We start from the raw sequence: 22,677 nt of genomic DNA on the forward strand, positions 1-22,677 counted from the left end.
ATCGCGGCCTAGACGGCGGGTTTACGGAGCACGTAACCCACCCCGCGCAGGGTATGGATCAGGCGCGGTTGCACGTTGTCCACCTTGCGCCGCAGGTAGGAGATGTACGACTCGACGATGTTGTCGTCACCGCGGAAGTCGTATTTCCACACGTGGTCCAGGATCTGCGCCTTGGAGAGCACCCGGTTGGCGTTGAGCATCAGGTAGCGCAGGAGCTTGAACTCGGTCGGCGAGAGCTGCACCCGGCTGCCCGCCCGATAGACCTCATGGGTCTCCTCGTCGAGCTCCAGATCGGCGAAGACCAGCCGGGACGGCTGCTCCTCGCCGGCCGTGGTGCGGCGCAGCACCGCCCGGATCCGGGCGGTCAGCTCCTCCAGGCTGAACGGCTTGGTGACGTAGTCGTCGCCGCCCAGGGTGAGCCCGCGGATCTTGTCGTCGGTCCCGTCCCGGGCGGTCAGGAAGACCACCGGGGTGCGCTGTCCGCCCTCGCGCATCAGCCGGATCACCTCGAAGCCGTCGAGGTCGGGGAGCATCACGTCGAGCACGACCAGGTCGGGCGCCGCGCTGCGGGCCGCGCTGACCGCGGCGCTGCCACTGGTCGCGGTGGTCACATCGAACCCGGCGAAGCGCAGGCTGGCGGAGAGCAGCTCGAGGATGTTGGCGTCGTCCTCGACGACGAGCAACTTCGCCTCGCTCTGCTTAGGCTGGGTGTCGTTGCGCTGGGTCTGGGCGGCCATACGGCCATCCTCTCCCCGCCCGCTGCACCTCCGCTGCAGGCTTGCTGAAAATTATCTGTGAGAGGGAATCAGGCGGCCAGCCGGTACCCGTGCCCGGCCATGCTGCGCTGCGCGGCCCGCGCCAGCGCCCGTCGGTCGGCCCCCGGCATCGGCCGCAGCGCCGGCGCGGTGATCACGGTGACCGTGGTCCGGCGCACCCGGGCCACCCGCAGCAGCGACTCCAGCAGCGTGTCGTCGCCGATGAACGACGCCTCGGCGGTGTCGTAGATGATCGAGGTGGGCACCACCGGGGCGCCGGCGTCGATCGCCGCCTGGAACAGCGCCGGACGGAAGTCCCCCTGCTCGGCCCCGCAGTACGTGGTGCCCTCCGGGAACGCCGCCACCGAGCGGCCGCCCCGCAGCGCCCGGGCCACCTCGCCCACCGTCACGGGCAGCTCCCGCGGCCGGGTCCGGTCGATGAAGATGGTGCCGCTGCGGCCCGCCGTCGCACCGATCCCGGGCCAGGCCCGCACGTCGTGCTTGGCGACCAGGCGCACCGGCGTGACCGCGACCAGCGCCAGGATGTCCATCCAGGAGATGTGGTTGGCCACCAGCAGGCTGCCCGGGCGCGGTGCCGGGCCGCGCCGGATCAGCCGCACGCCCATCACCGCGAGCATCGTCCGGGCCAGCGTGCGCAGCGCCGCGCCGCGGATCAGCGCGGCCGGCAGCAGGCCGAGCAGCAGCACCAGGAGCATCCCGGTGAGCCGGAATCCGGCGGTCCAGCCGCGCGCCCGCGGCCCGCCGCCGGTGCGGCAGGCGTCCCCGCAGCCCGAGGCCGGCTGCCAGAGCGTGCTCATCGGTCGCCGCCCAGGAAGTGGCGGCGGTACCGCGGGTCCAGCCGGTCCAGCGAGAACAGCACGTAGAAGTCGGCGCAGTCGAAGTCCGGGTCGTAGGCCGGTTCGCCGCAGACCCAGCTGCCCAGCCGCAGGTAACCCTTGAGCAGCGGCGGAACCGTCACCTTCGGGTCGGCGACCAGATCGGCCGGGGGCGTCCACGGGGTGCGCGGGCGGATCCGCAGCGCCGGCGGGGCCAGGTGCCCGGCGTTGATCCGCTCCCGCACCCCGGCCGCCAGCCCGCCGCCGTCGGCCAGCGGTACCGAGGCGCAGCCGCCCAGCCAGCGCAGGTCGTTCAGGTGCAGATACCGGGCGATGCCGGTCCACATGAGGTTCATCACCGCGCCGGTGCGGTGGTCCGGATGCACGCACGAGCGGCCGATCTCGACCAGCTGGTCGCGCAGCGGGCGCAGCGCGCTCAGGTCGAACTCGCCGTCGGCGTAGCGGCGGCCGGCCCGCCCGGCGGCGCGCGGCGGGAGCATCCGGTAGGTGCCGACCACCGCGCCGGTCGCGTCGTCGCGCACGATCAGGTGGTCGCAGAACTCGTCGAGCGCGTCCACGTCGCGTCCGTCGGCCGCGGTCGTGAGGGTGGCTCCGAGCTCGCCGGCGAAGACGTCGTGACGCAGTCGCTGTGCGGCCTCGATCTGCGCCGCCCGATCCGCGATGAGAAGCGTGTAGCCGCTGGTCCCGGTGGGTGCGGCGGCTGTCATCAGAACTGCCATGTGACCTGTGTAAGGGTGACAGCTGCCGATGGAGTGTCGGGTCAGGTGGCGATGCGTGTCCGGCTGATGAACGGCTTGTGCGAAGGTCGCAGGATGCGAATTCCCGCACGTTTCAACGGTCCGCCCGGCTCCGGCAACGGCGGCTGGTGCGCCGGCGCCTTCGCCGTCGCCGCCGGCGCGGCGCCGGACGGCGCCACCCATCAGGTGACCCTGCGGCGGCCTCCGCCCCTGGAGGTCGATCTCACGGTCCGAGACGACGGTGTGTACGCCGACGGCGAGCTGATCGCCTCGCTCGACGCCGGCGCCGTGAACGCCGGGCCGGGCGTCGAGCCGGTCGGCTGGGACACCGCGGTCGCCGCCTCGCGCGACTATCCCGGCTTCACCGGTCACCCCTTCCCCACCTGTTTCGTGTGCGGCCCGGACCGTGCCGAGGGGGACGGCCTGCGGATCTTCCCGGGGCGTCTGCCGGACGGCCGGACCGCCGCGCCGTGGACGGTGCCGGCCGAGGTCGACCTGCCGCTGCTGTGGGCGGCGCTGGACTGCCCGGGCGGCTGGGCGGCGATCCGCGAGGGCCGCCCGTACGTGCTGGGCCGGTTGGCGGTGGCCGCTGTCGCGCTGCCCGAGCCGGGCGCACGGTGTGTGATCACCGGCGCGGTGTCCGAGCTGGCCGGTCGCAAGGCCCTGGTGGACTCGGCGGTGCACGGCCCGGACGGGCGGCGGCTGGCGGTGGCCCGGGCCACCTGGATCGCCACGGTGTGACGCACGCGATCGATGTCCGGGCTCACAGAGCGGACGTCCGGACGGACCGCGCTCGCGCACGGCGTAGCCTGGTACCGGATCCTAGCCCGTCCCGCGTGACGAGTTGGTCACGTGATGACAAACACGGTGAAAGAGGCGAACGCGGCAGTGTCGACGCAGCAGACTTCGCAGGACAACCCACTCGCGGATTTCGGTCCCAACGAGTGGATCGTCGACGAGATGTATCAGCGATACCTGGCCGATCCGACCAGTGTCGACCCTGCCTGGCACGATTTCTTCGCCGACTACAAGCCGGCGACCGCCTCGGGCTCGATCGTGACACCCGACGAGGCCACCGCGGCGAACGCGACCAAGAGCGCCGCCAAGGCCGGCACCGACGCGCCCGCCGCGGCCACCGTGGCGCCGGCCAAGCCGGTCACCCCGCCCGCCCCGGCGGCGAAGAAGGCGGAGCCGGTCAAGGCCGCACCGAAGCCCGCGGCGGCGGCCCAGCCCGCCCCGGCCGGGGCGAAGACCACGGTCCTGCGCGGCGTCGCCGGCAAGATCGTGCAGAACATGGAGGCCTCGCTCCAGGTCCCCACCGCCACCTCGGTGCGCGCGGTGCCGGCGAAACTGATGATCGACAACCGCATCGTGATCAACAATCACCTCTCCCGGGGCCGGGGCGGCAAGGTCAGTTTCACGCACCTGATCGGGTGGGCGCTGGTCCGGGCGGTCGTCGCGCACCCGGAGATGAACAACATCTACGCCGAGGTCGACGGCAAGCCCACGCTGGTCCAGCCGGAGCACATCAACCTCGGCATCGCCATCGACCTGGCCAAGAAGGACGGGTCGCGCACCCTGGTGGTGCCGTCCATCAAGAACTGCGAACAGATGGACTTCCGGCAGTTCTGGCAGGCGTACGAGGACGTGGTCCGCCGCGCCCGGCGCAACGAGCTGACCATGGACGACTACGCCGGCACCACGATCTCGCTGACCAACCCGGGCGGCATCGGCACGGTGCACTCGATCCCGCGTCTGATGAACGGTCAGTCCGCGATCATCGGCGTCGGCGCGCTGGAGTACCCCGCGCCCTACGCCGGGATGAGCGACGAGACCCTCACCGACCATGGCGTCTCCAAGGTGACGACGCTGACCAGCACCTACGACCACCGGGTCATCCAGGGCGCGCAGTCCGGCGAGTTCCTCAAGGTGATGCACGAGCTGCTGCTCGGCGGCCGGGACTTCTACGACGAGATCTTCACCTCGCTGCGGATCCCGTACGAGCCGGTCCGCTGGGTGCGCGACGTCGCGCACACCTCCGAGGGCCAGATCGACAAGGCCGCCCGGGTGATCGAGCTGATCCACGCGTACCGGGTGCGCGGTCACCTGATGGCCGACACCGACCCGCTCGAGTTCACCATCCGCAAGCACCCCGACCTCGACGTGCTGCAGCACGGCCTCACGCTGTGGGACCTGGACCGCACGTTCCCGGTCGGCGGTTTCGCCGGCAAGCAGAAGATGAAGCTGCGCGACGTGCTCGGCGTGCTGCGCGACAGCTACTGCCGCCGGATCGGCATCGAGTACATGCACATCCAGGACCCGGAGGAGCGCCGCTGGGTTCAGGAGCGCATCGAGGTCAAGTACGCCAAGCCGGACACCGACGAGCAGAAGCAGATCCTGCTGCGACTCAACCGGGCCGAGGCGTTCGAGACCTTCCTGCAGACCAAGTACGTCGGGCAGAAGCGGTTCTCGCTGGAGGGCGGCGAGTCGCTGATCCCGCTGCTCGACGCGGTGCTCCAGTCGTCCGCCGAGGCCGGGCTCGACGAGATGGTGATCGGCATGGCCCACCGCGGCCGGCTGAACGTGCTCACCAACATCGTCGGCAAGCCGTACGAGAAGCTCTTCAACGAGTTCGAGGGGTGGATGGACCCCAAGTCGGCGCACGGCTCCGGTGACGTGAAGTACCACCTGGGCCAGACCGGCAAATACACCACGCCCGACGGCCGGCACTCCACCACCGTCAGCGTGGTCGCGAACCCGTCCCACCTGGAGGCCGTCGACCCGGTCCTGGAGGGCATCGTCCGGGCCAAGCAGGACCGCCTCGACCTGGGCCTGCACGGCTACACGGTGCTGCCGGTGCTGGTGCACGGCGACGCCGCGTTCGCCGGTCAGGGCGTGGTCGCCGAGACGCTGAACCTCTCCCAGCTGCGGGGCTACCGCACCGGTGGCACCGTCCACGTGGTCGTGAACAACCAGGTCGGCTTCACCACCGCCCCGGAGTACAGCCGCTCGTCGATGTACTCGACCGACGTCGCCCGGATGGTCGAGGCGCCGATCTTCCACGTCAACGGGGACGACCCGGAGGCCGTGGTGCGGGTCGCCAAGCTGGCCTTCGAGTACCGCCAGACGTTCAACAAGGACGTCGTGATCGACATGATCTGCTACCGCCGCCGCGGTCACAACGAGGGCGACGACCCGTCGATGACCAACCCGCGGATGTACCAGATCATCGACACCAAGCGCAGCGTCCGCAAGCTGTACACCGAGGAGCTCATCGGCCGCGGCGACATCACCGTGCAGGACGCCGAGGAGCAGCTGCGCGACTACCAGTCCCGGCTGGAGGAGGTCTTCAAGGCCACCCGGGACGCGGCCGGCAGCCCGCCGCGGCCGCACATCATCGCCGAGGAACCGGAGCCGCAGGTGGCCACCGCGGTCGAGGCGGACACCGTGCGGGCCGTCGGCCAGGCGCACATCGAGCTGCCCGAGGGCTTCACCCCGCACAAGCGGGTCCAGCAGCTGCTCGACCGGCGGGCCAAGATGTCCACCGACGGCGGCATCGACTGGGGCTTCGGCGAGCTGATCGCGTTCGGTTCGCTGCTCGCCCAGGGCGTCACCGTCCGGCTCGCCGGTCAGGACTCCCGTCGCGGCACGTTCACCTCGCGGCACGCCTCGATCGTCGACTCGCGAACCGGCAAGGACTTCCTGCCGATCGCCTCGCTGGCCACCGGCACCGCGCGGTTCTTCGTGCACGACTCGCTGCTCTCCGAGTACGCCGCGATGGGCTTCGAGTACGGCTACTCGGTGGAGAACCCGGACGCGCTGGTCCTGTGGGAGGCCCAGTTCGGTGACTTCGTCAACGGCGCCCAGTCGATCGTCGACGAGTTCCTCTCCTCCGGCGAGGTGAAGTGGGGCCAGCAGTCGTCGCTGGTGCTGCTGCTCCCGCACGGCATGGAGGGCCAGGGGCCCGACCACTCGTCCGGCCGCCCGGAGCGGTTCCTGCAGCTCTGCGCACAGGACAACATGCGGGTGGCGAACCCGACCACCCCGGCGAACTACTTCCACCTGCTGCGCCGCCAGGCCCTGTCCAGCAAGCGCAAGCCGCTGGTCGTCATGTCGCCGAAGTCGCTGCTGCGGCACAAGCTCGCGGTGTCCTCGGTGGCCGACTTCACCCAGGGCACGTTCCAGCCGGTGCTCGGCGACGCCGGGGTCAACGGCCAGCCGCTGGACGCCGGCTCGGTGAAGCGGGTGCTGTTCTGCTCCGGCAAGGTCTACTACGACCTGTTCCAGGCCCGGGCCGACCGCGGCATCACCGACACCGCGATCATCCGGATGGAGCAGATCTACCCGCTGCCGGTGGACGAGCTCAAGGCGGTCCTGGCGCAGTACCCGAACGCCGAGGACTTCGCCTGGGTCCAGGAGGAGCCGGCCAACCAGGGTGCCTGGTCGTTCGTCGCGCTCAACCTGCTGGAGCACCTGGAGGGCGTCCGGCTGCGGCGGATCTCCCGCCCGGCGGCGGCCGCCCCGGCGGTCGGCTCGGCCAAGATGCACGAGGCCGAGCAGCAGGCGCTGATCGAGGCGTCGCTGCCCCGCCCGTGACCCTCGTCTGAGCAGGGGGCGTTCCGCTGCGGCGGGGCGCCCCCTTCTACTATTCGGACCATGTACTTCACCGATCGGGGCATCGAGGAGCTGGTCCAGCGGCGCGGCGAGGAGACCGTGACGCTCGAGTGGCTCGGCGAGCAGCTGCGCACCTTCGTCGACCTGAACCCGGAGTTCGAGACCCCGATCGAGCGGTTCGCCACCTGGCTCGCCCGGGATGACGACGACGAGGACTGAGGGTTGTCCACAGGCGGGCCCTTTGACCCGGCGGCGTTCATGCTCAGCCGGTAATTTGGGGGCGTGGCGCGGAGTGTCTATGTAGCGGGCCTGGGCCCGGCTGTCGGCAAGGGCACGGTGGCCCTGGGGATCGTCGAGCTGCTGTCCCGTCAGGTCGCCGGGGTGGCGGTGTTCCGGCCCCTGGTCCCGGCTGTCGACCGTGATCCGCTGCTGGCCGCCCTGCGGGAGCGTTATCCCTCGCCGGTGCCGGCCGCCGAGTCGTTCGGGGTCACCCTGGCCGAGGCGGCCGCGTTGATCGCCGACGGCCGGCGCGAGGAGCTCATCGGCCGGATCGTCGAGCGGTATCGCGCGGTCGAGCGGCAGAGCACCTCGGTCGTGATCATCGGGAGCGACTTCGCCGACCAGGGCGACGAGGGCCACGACGAACTGCCTCGGGAGCTGGCCTTCAACGCCCGGCTGGCGACCGAGTTCGGCAGCGTGGTGGTGCCGGTGGTGAGCGGGGCCGGGCGCGGCGGGGAGTCCCTCGCGGCGGCGGCCCGCAGTGCGTACCACTCGGTCACCGACCTGGGCGCCACGGTGGCCGCGGTGATCGCCAACCGGGTGCCGGCCGCCGCCGGCGGCGGCCCGGCGCCGAGCCTGCCCGTCCCGTTCTGGACGATCCCCGAGGTCCCGGCGATCGCGGCGCCCACCGTCGGCGAGGTCGCCGACGCGCTCGACGCGACCGTCCTGTCCGGCACGCCCGGCGCCCTCGACCGGGACGTGCTCGACTATGTCGTCGGCGCCGCCCACGTGCCCACCGTGCTGGAGCACCTCACCGACGGGGCACTGCTGATCACTCCCGGCGACCGCGCCGACCTGCTGGTCGCGGCGAGCGCGGCGCACGCGGCCGGCACGGTCACCCTGGCCGGGCTGGTGCTCACCCTCGGCGAGCCACCCGACCCGCGCGTCGTGCGGGTCATCGAGCGGCTCGGCACCGGCCTTGCGATGCTGGTCACCAAGGCCGACAGCTTCCACACCATCGCCCTGTCCGACCGGGTGCGGGCCCGGCTCAGCACACCCCGCAAGGTGCAGGCCGCGCTCGGCGCCTTCGAGACGCACGTGGACACCGCCGAGCTCTCCAAGGTGCTCGACGTGGCCCGCTCCGCCCGGGTCACCCCGCTGATGTTCGAGAACGATCTGATCGACCGGGCCCGCGCCGACCGCCGCCACCTGGTCCTGCCGGAGGGCGCCGAGGAGCGGATCCTGCGCGCCGCGGAAACCCTGCTGCGCCGCGGGGTGGCCGAGCTGACCCTGCTCGGCGATCCGGCCGAGATCACCCGCCGGGCCCGCGAGATCGGCGTCGAGATCGGCGACGCCCACCTGATCGACCCGGCCACCAGCTCGTGGCGCGACGACTTCGCGGCCCGCTACGCCGAGATCCGCAAGGGCCGCGCGGTCACCCTCGACCTGGCATACGACGTGGTCCGCGACGTCAACTACTTCGGCACCATGATGGTCGCCGCGGGCTATGCCGACGGCATGGTGTCCGGCTCGGTGCACACCACGGCGGCCACCATCCGCCCGGCGTTCGAGATCATCAAGACGGTGCCCGAGGTGTCCGTCGCGTCCAGTGTCTTCTTCATGCTGCTGGCCGACCGGGTGCTGGTCTACGGCGACTGCGCGGTCAACCCCGACCCAGACGCCGCCCAGCTCGCCGACATCGCCCTCTCCTCGGCGACGACCGCGGCAGCCTTCGGCATCGAGCCCCGGGTCGCGATGCTCTCCTACTCCACCGGCAGTTCCGGCGCCGGCGCCGACGTGGAGAAGGTCGCGGCGGCCACCGCCCTGGTCCGGGAGCGCCGGCCGGACCTGCCGGTCGAGGGCCCGATCCAGTACGACGCGGCCATCGACCCCGCGGTCGCCGCCGCGAAACTCCCCGGCAGCGCGGTCGCCGGGCAGGCCACGGTGTTCGTCTTCCCCGACCTGAACACCGGCAACAACACCTACAAGGCGGTCCAGCGCTCGGCGAACGCGGTCGCGGTCGGCCCGGTCATGCAGGGCCTGCGCCGCCCGGTCAACGACCTGTCCCGCGGCGCCACCGTCAAGGACATCATCAACACCGTGGCGATCACGGCGATCCAGGCGGGAGCCAGATGACCCGGGTACTCGTGCTCAACTGCGGCTCCTCGTCGGTCCGGTACCGCCTCTTCGACGGCGCCGACGTCCAGGCCAAGGGGCTGATCCAGCGGATCGGCGAGCCGGGCGGCGACGCCACCGACCACCTGTCGGCGCTGCGCGACCTGATGGACCGGCTCGACCTGAGCGACCTGGCCGCGGTCGGGCACCGGGTGGTGCACGGCGGCGAACGCTTCACCGAGGCCACGGTGATCACCGACGAGGTGGTGGCCGCGGTCGAGGAACTCGTTCCGCTCGCCCCGCTGCACAACCCGGGCGCGCTGACCGGTATCCGGGTCGCCCGCGAGCTGCTGCCCGAGGTGCCGCAGGTCGCCGTCTTCGACACCGCGTTCCACTCGACGATCCCGCCGGAGGGGGTGATCTGGGCCGTCGACCGCACCCTCGCCGAACGCTTCGGCCTGCGGCGGTACGGGTTCCACGGCACGTCGCACGCCTACGTGTCCCGCCGGACCGCCCACGTCCTCGACCGGCCGGTCGAGGACACCCGGGTGATCACCCTGCACCTGGGCAACGGCGCCAGCGCCGCCGCCGTCGACGGCGGGGTCTGCGTCGCCACGTCGATGGGGATGACCCCGCTCAGCGGCCTGGTGATGGGCACCCGCTCCGGCGACATCGACCCCAGCCTGATCTTCCACCTGCACCGCGCCGGCGGCCTGTCGCTGGACGAGATCGAGGACTCGCTCACCCGGCACGGCGGCCTGCTCGGCCTGACCGGCGCCAACGACATGCGCGAGGTCCTCGACCGGGTCACCGCCGGCGACCCGGAAGCCGAGCTGGCGTTCCTGACCTACACCCGCCGCCTCCGCGAATACGTCGGCGCCTATCTCGCCGTGCTCGGCGGTGCCCACGCGATCACCTTCACGGCCGGCGTGGGGGAGAACTCTTCCCGGGTCAGGGCCGCCGCCCTGGCCGGGCTGGAGCCCCTCGGCATCATCGTCGACGAAGCCCGCAACAGCCGCAACGATCTGATCATCTCCCCGGACGGCGCCCCGGTGACGGTGTGCGTCATCCCGACCGAGGAGGAACTGGAGATCGCCGACGAGTCCCGGCGGGCCCTGGCCCTGCCGGTCTGAGCCGCTGCACCGACCGGCACAGGTCGGCGGCCGCGGGCGGGCACGGGTCGGCGGCCACGGGCGGGCACAGGCCACCGGCCGCGGGCGGGCACGGGTCGGCGGCCACGGGCGGGCACAGGCCACCGGCCGCGGGCGGGCACAGGCCACGGGCGGGCACAGGCCGCGGGCGGGCACAGGCCACGGGCGGGCACAGGCCACGGGCGGGCACAGGCCGCCGGTCGCCCGGACCCGGCCTGCCGCGCGGTCGATTCGGCCTGCCCGGGCCAACCTCGGTGCCCGTCCGGGTCCTGCTGCTCGGCCTTGGTGGGCCGATATTTCCGCTGTGCGGGCCAGCTTGGTGGGTGGTGGGTTTCCACTGGGCGGGCCGGCTTGGTGGGTGGTCGATTCCCGCTGCGCGGCCGGCTTGGTGGGTGGTCGATTCCCGCTGCGCGGCCGGCTTGGTGGGTGGTGGATTCCCGGTGCGCGGGGCGGTTTATGCTGTCCGGTGCCCGGCCCGGCCCGCGATAGGTGGCGGGCCGGGTGGGCGATCGGTTACAGGGCCAGCCAGGCGATCACGGCGATGACGATGACGGCCGCGACCACGCCGCCGATCACCAACGGCATCCTGGACGGCGCCGCGTCATCCGGCTCCCGGGTGAAGGCGCGGAAGGCTTCGGTGTTTCCGCTCGGGTCGACGCTTTTGTCAGACATGGAGCCGACCCTAGCCAAGGCGTGCACGCTTCCGCCAAGACGAGTACCACCCGGCGGACACGGTGTGCGACCACCGCTCCGCCGGCGCACCGGTTACGCCAATGGTCACGACCCTGCCTTCGGCCGGCGGTCCCGCTTCTGCGCTCAGTGGATGCCGACCCTGCGCTCGGTGGATGCCGACCCTGCGCTCAGTGGGGTGGTCACGACCCTGCGCTCAGTGGGGTGGTCACGACCCCTGCGCTCAGTGGGGTGGTCACGACCCTGCGCTCAGTGGGGTGGTCACCACCCTGCGGTCAATGAACGGTCACCACCCTGCGGTCAATGAACGGTCATGGGCCTGACCTCAGTGGGTGATGACCACCTTGCCGAAGAGGTCGGGGGACAGCAGGCGGGCGAAGGCGTCCGGGGTGGCGTCGAACGGGTGGGTGGAGTCGATCACCGGGTGGATGCGGCCGGTGGCGCACATCTGGAGGAGTTCGGCGAGTTCGGCGGGGGTGCCCATGCTGCTGCCGAGGATTTCCAGCTGCATGGCGAAGACCCGCCGCAGGTCGATGCGGGCCAGGTGGCCGGCGGTGGCGCCGCAGACGACGATGCGGGCGCCGGGGGCGGCGCACTTCATCGAGTGGTCGAAGGTGGGTTCGCCGACGGACTCGATGACCACGTCGACCCGTTCGGGAAGGCGGGCGCCGGGCTCGACCGCCACCGCGCCCAGCTCGGCGATGCGGTCACGTTTCGCCTGGTGTCGACTGGTGGCGTAGACCCGCTTGCCCAGGGCGACGCCGAGTGCGACGGCGGCCGTGGCGACGCCGCCGCCGGCGCCCTGGACCAGGATCGCGCCGGCCCGGTCGGCGCGGCCGCGGGTGACGAGCATGTGGTACGCCGTCAGCCATGCCGTGGGCAGGCAAGCCGCCTCGGCGAAGGAGACACCCTCCGGGATGGGCAGCAGGTTCTCCCGGGGCGCGGCGACCCGCTCGGCCAGCGTGCCGGGGTGCCGCTCGGAGAAGAGCGAATAGCCCCGCGGGTCAGCCTTGTCCTCGACCACCGGATAGACCAGCACCGCGGCGCCGTCCGGGGTCACCCCGGCGGCGTCACAGCCGAGGATCATCGGCAGGCGGTCGGCGGGCAGGCCCACCCCGCGCAGCGACCAGACGTCATGCTGGTTGAGCGAACTGGCCCGGACCTCGACCGGCACCCAGCCCGCCGGCGGTGTGAAGGGCAGATCGCCGACGGTCAGGCCGCTCAACGGCTCGTCGGGCTGAAGCTGGGACACGTAGGCAGCGCGCATGATCCGACCCTAGCCGTCGTGCCGGGCCCACACCCCACATCGATCGGCTCCGAATCACCCACCGGCCACCCCGGCCCCTCAACGGCCGGCCGGCGGCGACGCCACACCGCCACCTCCCGCCGGGAGCCGCCACACCGGCCGAAGAGCGCTGCCGGGAACGGTGCCACTCGCGGGAATGGGCGACCGGGGCGGGCTTCACGGCGTACACCATCGGGGTTGAAATCGGACAGCGGACCGCCAGTCGGGAATCGGCCCGAGGTCCGGCGATCCCCGGGGAAAGCGGCGCGCCGCCCCGCCGGAAGGCGGCGCGGCGCGTCAGGTGAAGCAGCGACCCGGCAACCGGCTCAGACGGTCTGACAGGCCTGAACCGGCGCGAGCGCCGGGGTGCGGCGCGCCACGCCGTCACGGACGGCGGCGGCGGCGACCGCGGCGGCGACCGCCGGTGCGACCCGCGGGTCGAGCGGTGACGGAACGATCGCTTCCGGACGGAGGTCGTCGGCGACGATCGCGGCGATGGCGTCTGCCGCGGCCACCTTCATCGCGTCGGTGATGGTGGTGGCGCGGACGTCGAGGGCGCCGCGGAAGATGCCCGGGAACGCGAGGACGTTGTTGATCTGGTTGGGGAAGTCGCTGCGGCCGGTGGCGACGATCGCGGCGTACTTGTGGGCGGTCGCCGGCGGCACCTCGGGGGTGGGGTTGGCCAGCGCGAAGATGATCGCGCCGGGGGCCATGCCCGAGAGGGCCTCCTCCGGGATGCTCCCGCCGGAGACGCCGACCAGGACGTCCGCACCGATCAGGGCCTCGGCGATGCCGCCGGTGCGGCCCGAGACGTTGGTGGCGGCGGCCAGGTCGGCCTTGGTCGCGGTGAGGTCGGTGCGGTCGGCGTGGATGATGCCGCGCGAGTCGACGACGATCACGTTGGCGCCCTGGACGCCGGCCGCGATCAGGGTGTTGGTGATCGCGACCCCGGCCGCGCCGGCGCCGCTGATCACGACGCGCAGGTCGGCGAAGGAGCGGCCGAGGAGGGCGGCGGCGTTGCGCAGGGCGGCGAGGGTGACGACCGCGGTGCCGTGCTGGTCGTCGTGGAAGACCGGGATGTCCAGCTCGGCGTCGAGCCGGCGTTCGATCTCGAAGCAGCGCGGGGCGCTGATGTCCTCCAGGTTGATCCCGCCGAACGACGGTGCCATCGCCTTGACCGCCGCGATGATGCCCTCGACGTCCTGGGTGTCCAGGCAGATCGGGATCGAGTCGACCCCGCCGAACTGCTTGAACAGCACCGACTTGCCCTCCATGACGGGCATGGCGGCTTTCGGCCCGATGTTGCCGAGCCCGAGCACCGCGGATCCGTCGGTGACGACGGCGACGGTGTTCGACGTCCAGGTGTAGTCGGGGTAGAGCGATTCGTCGGCGGCGATGGCCTCGCAGACCCGGGCGACGCCCGGGGTGTAGGCCAGGGACAGATCGTCCCGGCTGGCCAGCGGAACGGTCGCGCTCATCGTCATCTTGCCCCGGCGGTGCAGGTCGAAGACCGGATCAGCGGCCAGGGCGGGATCGAGCTCGAAACTGAAGAAAGACACGGTGAACTCCACACGGCATCGACATTGATACGTCGCACCTGACACGTGCTGGTCGCGAGTATGCGCCAGACGGCGGTGCATGCGGGGGTCACCCGGGAAAGCGACCGCAGCGCGGGTGTGCGCTGGGGATACTGGAGACTAACGTAACCGCCCTGGACGGGGGTAGTAGCGAAACACCACTCGGCCAATGAGATCTGCCACCCCGTACGCCCGTGAGTCGTCCTGGACCAGAGCGTTGTCCCCCTCGATCCACCACCCACCGGCCTGCTCCCGCACTGCCCGCTTAACGACGAGCAGGCCCGGCCGGGAACGGAAGCGGGCGACCACGATGTCGCCGGTCCTTACCCGCGCGCCGCGACGGACGAGCAGGGCGTCGCCGTGACGCAGTGCCGGCGCCATCGACGGGCCGTGCACCAGCACGGCGAATAGTGGTAATTGCCACTTCAAGGCAGCAAGCCTCCGTCGCGTTAGCCCGGGGATGTAAGGGGTAGTGTCAGTCCCGGATCATCGCAAACTCTATGGAGGAGTCCTGATGCGACTTCCGCGTTTCCTGATGCCGCGCACCGTGGTCAGCGCGCACTGCGACCTGCCCTGCGGCGTCTACGACCCGGCCCAGGCCCGGATCGAGGCCGAGTCGATCAAGGCCATCGCCGAGAAGTACGCGGCGAACACGGACCCCGAGTTCCGCACCCGGGCCATCCTGATCAAGGAGCAGCGCGCCGAGCTGGTCAAGCACCACCTCTGGGTGCTGTGGACCGACTACTTCAAGGCCCCGCACTTCGAGAAGTACCCGAACCTGCACCAGCTCTTCAACGAGGCCACCAAGCTCGCCGGCGCGTCCGGCGCCAAGGGCTCGGTCGACGTCGCGGTCGCCGACCAGCTGCTCGGCAAGATCGAGGAGATCTCCAAGATTTTCTGGGAGACCAAGCAGGCCTGAGTGCGACTCGGCCGGCGTGCCCCGCGGGGTGCGCCGGCCGCTGCGATGACAGGTGGTAACCGGTTAGAGTCTCCACCGACAGGAGGAGGTCGCGCGTGTCCCAGCTGACCCAGGCGGAGCCGGAAGTCGGAGACGACGTCGTGCTCCTGACGGTGCCCGCCGACGGCGGTTATCTCGGCGTGCTCCGGACGGCTACCGCCGGCCTGGCCGCCCGGCTCCACTTCGCCCTCGACGAGATCGAGGATCTGCGGATCGCCGTCGACGAGGCGTGCGCCATGCTGCTCGCGATCGCCACCCGTGGCGCCGAGCTGGAGTGCCGGTTCGCCGTCACCGACGACGCGCTGACCGTGGAGGTCACCGTCGCCACGGTGCGCGGTGCGCGGCTGCCGTCCGAGTCGTCCTTCGCGTGGAAGGTGCTGACCGCGCTGACCACGTCGGCCGCCGCCGAGGCGAACGGCCAGCACGCGACGATCCGGTTGCTCACCCGGCGCACCGAATACTGATCCCCTCAGGGGCGCGGCACCGTCGCGGTGAGCGCGATGTAGTCGAGGTGCCGTGACGCGGTCTGCCGGGCCGCCTCGGCATCCCGCGCGACCAGGTGGTCAAGCAGCTCCCGGTGGTCCGCGTCGATCCGCGGCCAGTATTGCTCCGGCAGGTCGGACACCACCTCCTCGCCGTACGACGCCTGGTACAGCGGGCGGCCCACCAGCTCGAACAGCGGGTTGCCGGTCGCCTTGGCGAGCGCCCGGTGAAACACCGAGTGCGCCGCGAGCATGGTGTCCAGATCGTCGAGCGCCGGGTCGAACAGTGCCGCCCGCATCTCGGCGAGGTGCGCGTCGGTCCGTCGCATGGCGGCCAGCCCGGCGGCCGGCACCTCCAGCGCCCGGCGCAGCTCCAGCAGGTCGGCGAGCCCCACCCCGGCCGAGTGCGCGAGCAGCGCGAACCCGGTGGACAGGCCCTCGGCGAGCTGCCCGGCATCCGGATGCGCGACGAAGCTCCCGCCGGTCACGCCGCGGGTGGTGACGATCAGATGCTGGCTGGCGAGCAGGCGTAACGCCTCGCGCACCGTGCTGCGGCTGACGCCGATCTTGACGCACAGCTCGGGCTCGGGCGGTAACCGCTCGCCCGGCTGCAGTCGTCCCGAAGTGATATCCGCACGCAGATCGTCCGCGAGTTGCTGATAGGCGGGCGGGCGCACCGTTGAGCCGGTCACCCAACCAGGTTATGCCTTGATCGGCCGCAGGGGACCGGTTAATCGACACCCAACGCTCGGCTGCTTGCCGGCAACAGCACCAGCACCGCGGTGACCGCCGCGACGACGAGCAGCACGACACCCAGCCAGAGTGGTCCGACCTGGACCAGGAAACCGCCGGTGGCCAGCAGGAACAGCTGCACGACCACGGCCGGCCCGCGGGCTCGGACCCGGCGGCGGCCCAGCGCCCGCGCGACGAGGAAGACCGCCACGGCGGCCAGGGCCGCCAGCACCGTCAGGGCGGCCGCCACGCCCACGTCCGCTCCGGTCCGGGTCAGATCGAGGACAATCAGGTACGCCGTGAGCCCGGCCAGCCCCGCGCATTGCAGGTAGAGCAGCCGGACTCCCCATTCGAGGGACGCCGCCGCGGTCGTCACGGGCTTCTCAGCGTTCACGGCTGCACCATACCGACCGCCGGATCGGGCTCCGGCCGGTAAGGTGCCGCCATGCGTGCCTTGCTGGTGGTCAACCCCCGCGCGACGACGACCACCGAGCGCGGACGCGACGTGCTCGTCCGCGCGCTGCGCAGCGCGACCGACCTGACCGTGCGATACACCGAGCGGCGCGGGCACGCCACCGTGCTGGCGCGCACCGCGGCCGAGGCCGGTGTCGACGTGGTGGTCACGCTCGGCGGGGACGGCACCGTGAACGAGGCGGTCAACGGCCTGCTCACCGCGCCCGGCGCACTGGCCGGCCTGCCCGGCCCGGCGGCATACCGGCTGCCCGCACTCGCCGTGGTCCCCGGCGGCTCCACCAACGTCTTCGCCCGCGCGCTCGGACTCCCCCGCGACTGGGCGGACGGCACCAGCGTGATTCTGGACGGCCTCCGCGACGGGCGGCACCGGGTGATCAATCTCGGACGCGCCGACGACCGCTACTTCACCTTCGCCGCCGGCCTGGGCCTGGACGCCGCGGTGGTCCGCCGGGTGGAGCAGGCCCGGCTGCGAGGCCGGACCTCGACGCCGGGCCTCTATCTACGGGCGATGGTCGGCCAATTACTCACCGAGACGGACCGGTCCGATCCGCCGATGACCCTCGAACGTCCGGGTGAGGAGGCCGACACCGGTCTGGGCACGGTGATCGTGCAGAACACCGCCCCCTGGACGTACGCCGGCAACCGTCCGGTGGACCCCAATCCGGACGCTTCCTTCGATCTCGGGCTCGATGTGCTGGCCCTGCGCAAACTCAAGGTTTCCGCAACCACGAGGACCGTGACACAACTCGCGTGGCGATCCGGTGATCCGCACGGTAAACAAGTGTTACGGCTGCATGATCTTCCGGAGTTCACCGTGATCTCGTCCCGCCCCCAGGCATTCCAGCTGGACGGTGACTATCTCGGCGAGCGGCAGAAGGTGCACTTCGTGTCCGTCCCCTCAGCGCTACGTGTGATCTGCTGACGCAGGGGTACGTCTTTCGGGACGTGCTCACGATCCGTTACAGAAACACGGGCAAAAGGTCGGCAAGAAGGCCGGGACCGTACTACATTGATGGGAGCGTTCGTCAACCGGCTCCGGCAAGAGCAGGAGAACCGGACATATGGGTACGTGAGCCAGCTCACCCGTCGGAAGAAACTTCCAGCGCTACCCTTGACATCGCGAGAGTTCGTGAAAGCATTCACAAGCGATAAGAAGTAACCGGTTGCCACATGTGCGCGTTCTAAATCTGGAAGCGCAGAACGGCCGCCAAACTCAAAAGCTTGCTAACGCTCTGGTGAGCGTACGGGTACAACCCGTCGGCACCGCGAGCGCATGCATATAGGTAAACAGCACTGTTTTCATTACCCCATCCGAAACAAGGAGTTTGCCGCCATGGACTGGCGTCACGATGCGATCTGCCGCGACGAGGACCCGGAGCTGTTCTTCCCGATCGGGACGTCCGGCCCCGCGCTCCTGCAGGTCGAGCAGGCCAAGGCCGTGTGCCGGCGGTGCCCCGTGACCGAGGAATGCCTCTCGTGGGCACTCGAGTCCGGCCAGGACGCCGGCGTATGGGGCGGGATGAGCGAAGACGAGCGGCGCGCGGTCAAGCGTCGCGGCGGCCTTCGCGTGTCCGCTCCCACCGCTTGATTCAATCCCCCACACAGCATTTGCGCCCCGGGCCGTACCGGCACCGGGGCGTCTTGCTGTTTCGGGCCGCTTACCCACCGCCGCCATTCCCCTGCGCGCCAATTCGATCACCGTACGTTTGCCCGTACTCCTGAAATGATCTCGAAATGGCCCGCTGATCGGTTTCCGTCGCGACTCGGGCACACTCCGCTGTGGACGCTCCGATCTCGACCGGGGCGCGGCGCCGCGCCGGAAGCGCCGAAAATCGCGTAGCGCAGAGTGATCGTCACTTTAGGTAGTCGTCGATCATTTGGATCGTCCACTCTGACCCTGCGGCCGGCCTCTGCCCCCGGACATCCCGCCCCGGACTTCCCGGCTCCTCAACGGACTCGCGGGCGGGGTCGGCACGGTCCAATGCGGCACGGCACGGCACGGCACAACGCGGCGATGAAGCACGGCGCGGGGTTGGGCACGGCGCGGCGGTTGGGCACAGCGCGGCGATGAAGCACGGCGCGGCGCGGCGGTAGGGCACAACGCCGCGCGACGAAGCACAGCGCCGCGCAGATGACACGCGACGCCACGCAAGCAAGCACAACGCCGCGCGACGAGGCACGGCACGGACCGATGCGGCGGCTCAGGCAGCCGAGCGCAACCGGGTATCAGGCAGCGGCGAGGACACGGACGCCGGTGGCCGCTACGCGGGCGCTGATGAGGCCCACCAGTTCCGGCGCGTCGCCCAGCGGCTCGGCGACGGCCACCGCGCCCGCCTCCCGGGCCGACTCGACGGCCTGGTCGTAGAGGAGCCCCGGGGCAAGGAAGTATCCCGCGACCGCCACCCGCCGGGCTCCCGCCTCCTGGAGCCCCCGAACGGCCTCTCCGGCCCGCGGACCCACCCCTGAGGCATATGCCACCCGCGCCGGGACCCCCAGGCGGGCTCCCAGGGCGGCGGCGGCGTGCTCCACCGTGCCGCGCGCCACCGGGTCGCGCGTTCCGGCCGCGGAGAGAACCACGGCATCGAAGCGCTCATTCGGCACCAAAGACGAAATATCCGTAAAGTCGCCGAGGGCGCCGGCGAGGCGCCGCGTCAGAGCCTCCAGAAGCAGCCCCGGCATGAGCAGCGCCGCCGGCCCGACCGGCAACGGCCCCAGAACTTCGGCCAGCGCGACCGCCGGCGGCCGCGGGACATCGGCCGGCGCGACCGGCGCCGGCTGCGGCCGCAGGACATCGACCGGCGCGACCGGCAACGGTCCGAGGACATCGGCCAGCACGACCTCCACCGGAAGCCCCGCCGCCTCCGCCAGCACAGCCGGCAGATCCACCCGCCCGTGATACGCCGCCGTGAGCAGCAGCGGCACCAGCACCGCCCGCCGCTCCCCGAGCCCGCTCAGCACATCGAGCGGCCGCGGCCCCGCATGATCCAGGTACGCCGCCCGCACCAGCCACTCCGGCCGTGCCCGGCGAACCGCCCGGGCCAGCGCCTCGGTCGATGCGGCCGCCCGCGGGTCCCGGCTGCCGTGGGCGACCAGGACCACCGCGGGCCGCGCGGCGATCAGACGTGCAGACCGCATTCGGTCTTCTCGAACATGGCCCAGCGCCCGGCCCGCGGGTCCTCGCCGGCCTTGGTGCGGCGGGTGCACGGCCAGCAGCCGATCGAGCCGTAGCCCTTCTTGAACAGTTCGTTGACCGGCACGTTCCACCGGCTGATGTAGCGGTCCACGTCGGCCTGGGTCCACGCCGCGATCGGGTTGACCTTGACCTTGCCCTTCTTGGCGTCGAAGGCGACGACCGGCGTGTTGGCCCGGGTCGGCGACTCGTCGCGACGCAGGCCGGTGGCCCACGCGTCGTACTCGGTCAGGGCCCGTTCCAACGGCTCGACCTTGCGCATGAAGCAGCACTCGTCGGGGCTGCGGCTGAACAGCCGGGGGCCGTATTCGCCGTCCTGCTGGCCGACGGTCATCCGCGGGCGGATCGAGCGGACGTTGACGTTCATCGTGCGGGCGACCGTGTCCCGGACCTTGAGGGTTTCCGGGAAGTGCAGGCCGGTGTCCAGGAAGACCACGTCGACGCCGGGGGCGACCCGGGAGAAGAGGTGCGCGACCACCGCGTCGGCCATCGAGCTGGTGACGCAGAACCGGGCGCCGAAGGTGTCGGTCGCCCACTTGGCGATCTCCTCGGCGGTCCGGCCCTCCAGGTCCTGCGCGGCCTGCAGGGCGAGCGCGCGCAGGTCGTCGGCGCTGCGGCGGGCGGGGTCAGCGGGGGCGCTCGGCGCGCCCAGGTTGATCAGGCCCAGGCCGGTGGCGTTGAGGATGCTCATTTGGTAGCTCCCTTGGACAGCAACCCGTTGAACTTGACCGTGAAGACTCGGGCGCAGGAGTGGCACTCCCACGCGCCGTGCGAGGACTCGTTGGGGCGGAGGTCCTCTTCACCGCAGTAGGGGCAGTACAGCGGGGCGGATCGGGCGTCGCTCATTTGAGGAGCTCCTCTTCGGCCCGCATCACCCAGTTGGCGAACGTCTCGCCGTCGGTGCGGCCGTCCCGGTAGTTCCGGGCGACCCGCTCGACGTACGCCGGCAATTCCTCGGCGGTGGCCTTGAGGCCGCGCAGTTTGCGGCCGAAGCCGGCGGTTTCCCCCTTGGCCATGCCGAGCGCGCCGCCCAGGTGGATCTGGAAGCCCTCGACCTGTTCGCCGTGCGCGTTCATGACCAGCTGGCCCTTGAGACCGATGTCGGCGACCTGGGTGCGGGCGCACGCGTTGGGGCAGCCGTTGAGGTGCACGGAGATGTCCGCGTCGAAGCCGGGGAGGCGTTCCTCGAGCCGGGCGACGAGTTCCTCGCCGCGCGCCTTGGTCTCGACGATGGCGAGTTTGCAGTATTCGATGCCGGTGCAGGCCATGGTGCCGCGCCGCCAGGTGGACGGGCGGGCTTCCAGACCGATCTCGCGCAGCTCGCCGACCACGGTCTCGACCTTCTCGTCGGCGATGTCGAGGACGAGCAGTTTCTGGTACGCGGTGAGCCGCACCCGGTCGGACCCGTGCCGCTCGGCGAGGTCGGCGAGCTTGCCGAGCTGGGTGCCGGAGGACCGGCCGACGACCGGGGCGGCGCCGACGTAGTTCTTCCCGTCGCGCTGCCGGTGCACCCCGATGTGGTCGATCGGCTTCTCCGGCAGGTCGGGCGCCGGCCCGTCGATCAGCGCGCGGCCCAGGTATTCCTTCTCCAGGACCTCGCGGAACCTGGCCACGCCCCAGTCGGCGAGCAGGAACTTCAGCCGGGCGCGGTGCCGCAGCCGGCGGTAGCCGTAGTCGCGGAAGATCCCGACCACGCCCTCCCAGACGTCCGGGATCTCGGCCAGCGGCACCCAGACGCCGAGCCGCTCGGCCAGCCGCGGGTTGGTGGACAGGCCGCCGCCGACCCAGAGGTCGAAGCCGGGCCCGTGGTCGGGGTGCTCGACCCCGACGAAGGAGACGTCGTTGGCCTGGTACGGCCCGTCGGCCAGCCAGGAGATCTGCGACTTGAACTTGCGGGGCAGGTTCGAGTACGCCGGGTCGCCGATGTACCGCTTCAGGATCTCGTCGATCGCGGGCGTTCCGTCGATCACCTCGTCGACCGAGATGCCGGCGACCGGGCTGCCCAGCACCACGCGCGGACAGTCGCCGCAGGCCTCGGTGGTCTGCAGGCCGACCGCTTCGAGCCGGCGCCAGATCTCCGGCACGTCCTCGACCCGCACCCAGTGGAGCTGGATGTTCTGCCGGTCGGTGATGTCGGCGCTGTCGCGGGCGAACTCGGTGGAGATGTCGGCGATGGTGCGCAGCTGGGCGACGCTGAGCGCGCCGCCGTCGATGCGGACCCGGAGCATGAAGTACTCGTCTTCGAGCTCTTCGGGTTCCAGCACCGCGGTGCGTCCGCCGTCGATCCCGGCCTTGCGCTGGGTGTACAGGCCCCACCAGCGGAACCGGCCCCGCAGGTCGGCCGGGTCGATCGAGGCGAAACCCCGGTGGGCGTAGATGTTCTCGATCCGGGCCCGCACGTTCAGCGGGTTGTCGTCCTTCTTGCTGCGCTCGTTGGGATTGAGCGGCTCGCGGTGTCCGAGCGCCCACTGACCCTCGCCGCGCGCCTTACGGGGGCGGGCGGCCGGTGTAGCGGGAGTGTTGCTGGGCGCCATGGCGGCGGTCCTCCGGGTTTCGTGGGCACCGGAGGACAATCGCGGCCTGGTGGAGGCTCCGCGACATCAGCGTCGGGAGAGGGCCGGCTTGTCGTCCGCGCCCGAAATAAAGGGGGGCGGCGTCAGGAAGCCGGACACATCGCGCTGAAGACACGCCCGTAGTCGACGTGGCGGCGAGCCACGAAGCGGCGGTCGATAGCAGCGGTCATGCCGGTAAGCCTCTCACGCAAACCGAATGTGGGCCAGTGAGGTCCAGAATCCGGGAGTGTGCTCCACGGCACTTCCCGGGGTATTCCTATTGCTGTTA

22 protein-coding genes are annotated in these 22,677 nt (G+C 71.3%); 9 read left to right on the top strand and 13 right to left on the bottom strand.

Annotated features, from left to right (window positions below; genetic code table 11):
• Positions 1–8: 8 nt before the first annotated feature.
• From ACSP50_RS37165 to ACSP50_RS37175, 3 genes are all read right to left on the bottom strand, one after another.
• Positions 9–737, bottom strand: a complete 729-nt coding sequence (locus tag ACSP50_RS37165) for a response regulator transcription factor (protein ID WP_014694482.1) — start codon at positions 735–737, stop codon at positions 9–11.
• 68 nt (positions 738–805) lie between these two features.
• A complete protein-coding gene (locus tag ACSP50_RS37170; protein WP_014694483.1) occupies positions 806–1,573 on the bottom strand; it encodes a 1-acyl-sn-glycerol-3-phosphate acyltransferase in 768 nt (255 codons plus the stop codon).
• On the bottom strand, positions 1,570–2,331 hold the full coding sequence (locus ACSP50_RS37175; protein WP_043512919.1) for a GNAT family N-acetyltransferase: 762 nt from the start codon (positions 2,329–2,331) through the stop codon (positions 1,570–1,572). The genes ACSP50_RS37170 and ACSP50_RS37175 overlap by 4 nt, the downstream gene beginning before the upstream one ends.
• Positions 2,332–2,424: 93 nt before the next feature.
• Here ACSP50_RS37175 and ACSP50_RS37180 point away from each other — a divergent pair, with 93 nt between their 5' ends.
• The 5 genes from ACSP50_RS37180 to ACSP50_RS37195 all read left to right on the top strand — a co-directional run bounded on the left by ACSP50_RS37180 (position 2,425) and on the right by ACSP50_RS37195 (position 10,430).
• A complete protein-coding gene (locus ACSP50_RS37180) occupies positions 2,425–3,090 on the top strand; it encodes a hypothetical protein (RefSeq protein WP_043512922.1) in 666 nt (221 codons plus the stop codon).
• A gap of 147 nt (positions 3,091–3,237) precedes the next feature.
• Positions 3,238–6,945, top strand: coding sequence for a multifunctional oxoglutarate decarboxylase/oxoglutarate dehydrogenase thiamine pyrophosphate-binding subunit/dihydrolipoyllysine-residue succinyltransferase subunit (locus ACSP50_RS37185; protein ID WP_043512925.1), 3,708 nt, complete (start codon positions 3,238–3,240; stop codon positions 6,943–6,945).
• Positions 6,946–7,005: 60 nt separating this feature from the next.
• The gene (locus ACSP50_RS43245) at positions 7,006–7,182 is read left to right on the top strand and encodes a DUF6104 family protein (RefSeq protein WP_014694487.1); all 177 of its coding nucleotides are present in this window, start codon (positions 7,006–7,008) and stop codon (positions 7,180–7,182) included.
• A 63-nt stretch (positions 7,183–7,245) separates the two neighbouring features.
• The gene (pta, locus tag ACSP50_RS37190) at positions 7,246–9,318 is read left to right on the top strand and encodes a phosphate acetyltransferase (RefSeq protein ID WP_014694488.1); all 2,073 of its coding nucleotides are present in this window, start codon (positions 7,246–7,248) and stop codon (positions 9,316–9,318) included.
• Positions 9,315–10,430, top strand: coding sequence for an acetate/propionate family kinase (locus ACSP50_RS37195; protein ID WP_014694489.1), 1,116 nt, complete (start codon positions 9,315–9,317; stop codon positions 10,428–10,430). The genes pta and ACSP50_RS37195 overlap by 4 nt, the downstream gene beginning before the upstream one ends.
• 531 nt (positions 10,431–10,961) lie before the next feature.
• Here the strand turns inward: ACSP50_RS37195 and ACSP50_RS43250 are convergent.
• From ACSP50_RS43250 to ACSP50_RS37210, 4 genes are all read right to left on the bottom strand, one after another.
• Entirely contained in the window at positions 10,962–11,120 is a 159-nt protein-coding gene (locus tag ACSP50_RS43250) for a hypothetical protein (RefSeq protein WP_014694490.1), read from the bottom strand.
• 343 nt (positions 11,121–11,463) lie between these two features.
• Entirely contained in the window at positions 11,464–12,405 is a 942-nt protein-coding gene (locus ACSP50_RS37200; protein ID WP_014694491.1) for a zinc-binding dehydrogenase, read from the bottom strand.
• 344 nt (positions 12,406–12,749) lie between these two features.
• Positions 12,750–13,907, bottom strand: coding sequence for an NADP-dependent malic enzyme (locus tag ACSP50_RS37205; RefSeq protein WP_172898928.1), 1,158 nt, complete (start codon positions 13,905–13,907; stop codon positions 12,750–12,752).
• Positions 13,908–14,120: 213 nt separating this feature from the next.
• Positions 14,121–14,381, bottom strand: a complete 261-nt coding sequence (locus tag ACSP50_RS37210; protein WP_080128278.1) for a S26 family signal peptidase — start codon at positions 14,379–14,381, stop codon at positions 14,121–14,123.
• Positions 14,382–14,514: 133 nt separating this feature from the next.
• On the opposite strand from ACSP50_RS37210, the gene sodN reads away from it, so the two are divergent.
• Together sodN and ACSP50_RS37220 are read left to right on the top strand one after the other, a co-directional pair.
• Positions 14,515–14,919 (top strand): superoxide dismutase, Ni, encoded by a 405-nt coding sequence (gene sodN / locus ACSP50_RS37215; protein ID WP_014694494.1) that lies wholly within the window; start codon positions 14,515–14,517, stop codon positions 14,917–14,919.
• 95 nt (positions 14,920–15,014) lie between these two features.
• Positions 15,015–15,422 carry an ATP-binding protein gene (locus ACSP50_RS37220; protein ID WP_014694495.1) on the top strand — a complete coding sequence of 136 codons (408 nt, stop codon included), beginning with the start codon at positions 15,015–15,017 and terminating at the stop codon, positions 15,420–15,422.
• A 5-nt stretch (positions 15,423–15,427) separates the two neighbouring features.
• Here the strand turns inward: ACSP50_RS37220 and ACSP50_RS37225 are convergent, their stop codons facing one another.
• Positions 15,428–16,132, bottom strand: coding sequence for a FadR/GntR family transcriptional regulator (locus ACSP50_RS37225; RefSeq protein ID WP_043512929.1), 705 nt, complete (start codon positions 16,130–16,132; stop codon positions 15,428–15,430).
• Between the two features lie 38 nt (positions 16,133–16,170).
• Positions 16,171–16,566, bottom strand: coding sequence for a hypothetical protein (locus ACSP50_RS37230; RefSeq protein ID WP_231956793.1), 396 nt, complete (start codon positions 16,564–16,566; stop codon positions 16,171–16,173).
• Positions 16,567–16,617: 51 nt separating this feature from the next.
• Between ACSP50_RS37230 and ACSP50_RS37235 the strand changes: the two genes are divergently transcribed.
• Positions 16,618–17,568, top strand: coding sequence for a diacylglycerol kinase family protein (locus ACSP50_RS37235; protein ID WP_014694498.1), 951 nt, complete (start codon positions 16,618–16,620; stop codon positions 17,566–17,568).
• Between the two features lie 411 nt (positions 17,569–17,979).
• A complete protein-coding gene (locus ACSP50_RS37240) occupies positions 17,980–18,234 on the top strand; it encodes a WhiB family transcriptional regulator (RefSeq protein ID WP_014694499.1) in 255 nt (84 codons plus the stop codon).
• 638 nt (positions 18,235–18,872) lie between these two features.
• Here ACSP50_RS37240 and ACSP50_RS37245 read toward each other — a convergent pair.
• The 4 genes from ACSP50_RS37245 to ACSP50_RS37255 are packed head-to-tail and all read right to left on the bottom strand — an operon-like array spanning position 18,873 to position 22,370.
• Positions 18,873–19,781: a sirohydrochlorin chelatase gene (locus tag ACSP50_RS37245; RefSeq protein WP_014694500.1), complete on the bottom strand. Its 909-nt coding sequence runs from the start codon at positions 19,779–19,781 to the stop codon at positions 18,873–18,875.
• Positions 19,763–20,527 (bottom strand): phosphoadenylyl-sulfate reductase, encoded by a 765-nt coding sequence (locus ACSP50_RS37250; protein ID WP_014694501.1) that lies wholly within the window; start codon positions 20,525–20,527, stop codon positions 19,763–19,765. The genes ACSP50_RS37245 and ACSP50_RS37250 overlap by 19 nt, the downstream gene beginning before the upstream one ends.
• Positions 20,524–20,682: a hypothetical protein gene (locus ACSP50_RS43255; RefSeq protein ID WP_014694502.1), complete on the bottom strand. Its 159-nt coding sequence runs from the start codon at positions 20,680–20,682 to the stop codon at positions 20,524–20,526. Before ACSP50_RS43255 ends, ACSP50_RS37250 begins: the two co-directional genes overlap by 4 nt.
• Positions 20,679–22,370: a nitrite/sulfite reductase gene (locus ACSP50_RS37255; protein WP_014694503.1), complete on the bottom strand. Its 1,692-nt coding sequence runs from the start codon at positions 22,368–22,370 to the stop codon at positions 20,679–20,681. Before ACSP50_RS37255 ends, ACSP50_RS43255 begins: the two co-directional genes overlap by 4 nt.
• Positions 22,371–22,677: the final 307 nt, after the last annotated feature.

The sequence above is a fragment of the Actinoplanes sp. SE50/110 genome (assembly GCF_900119315.1).
Taxonomy (GTDB): Bacteria; Actinomycetota; Actinomycetes; order Mycobacteriales; family Micromonosporaceae; genus Actinoplanes.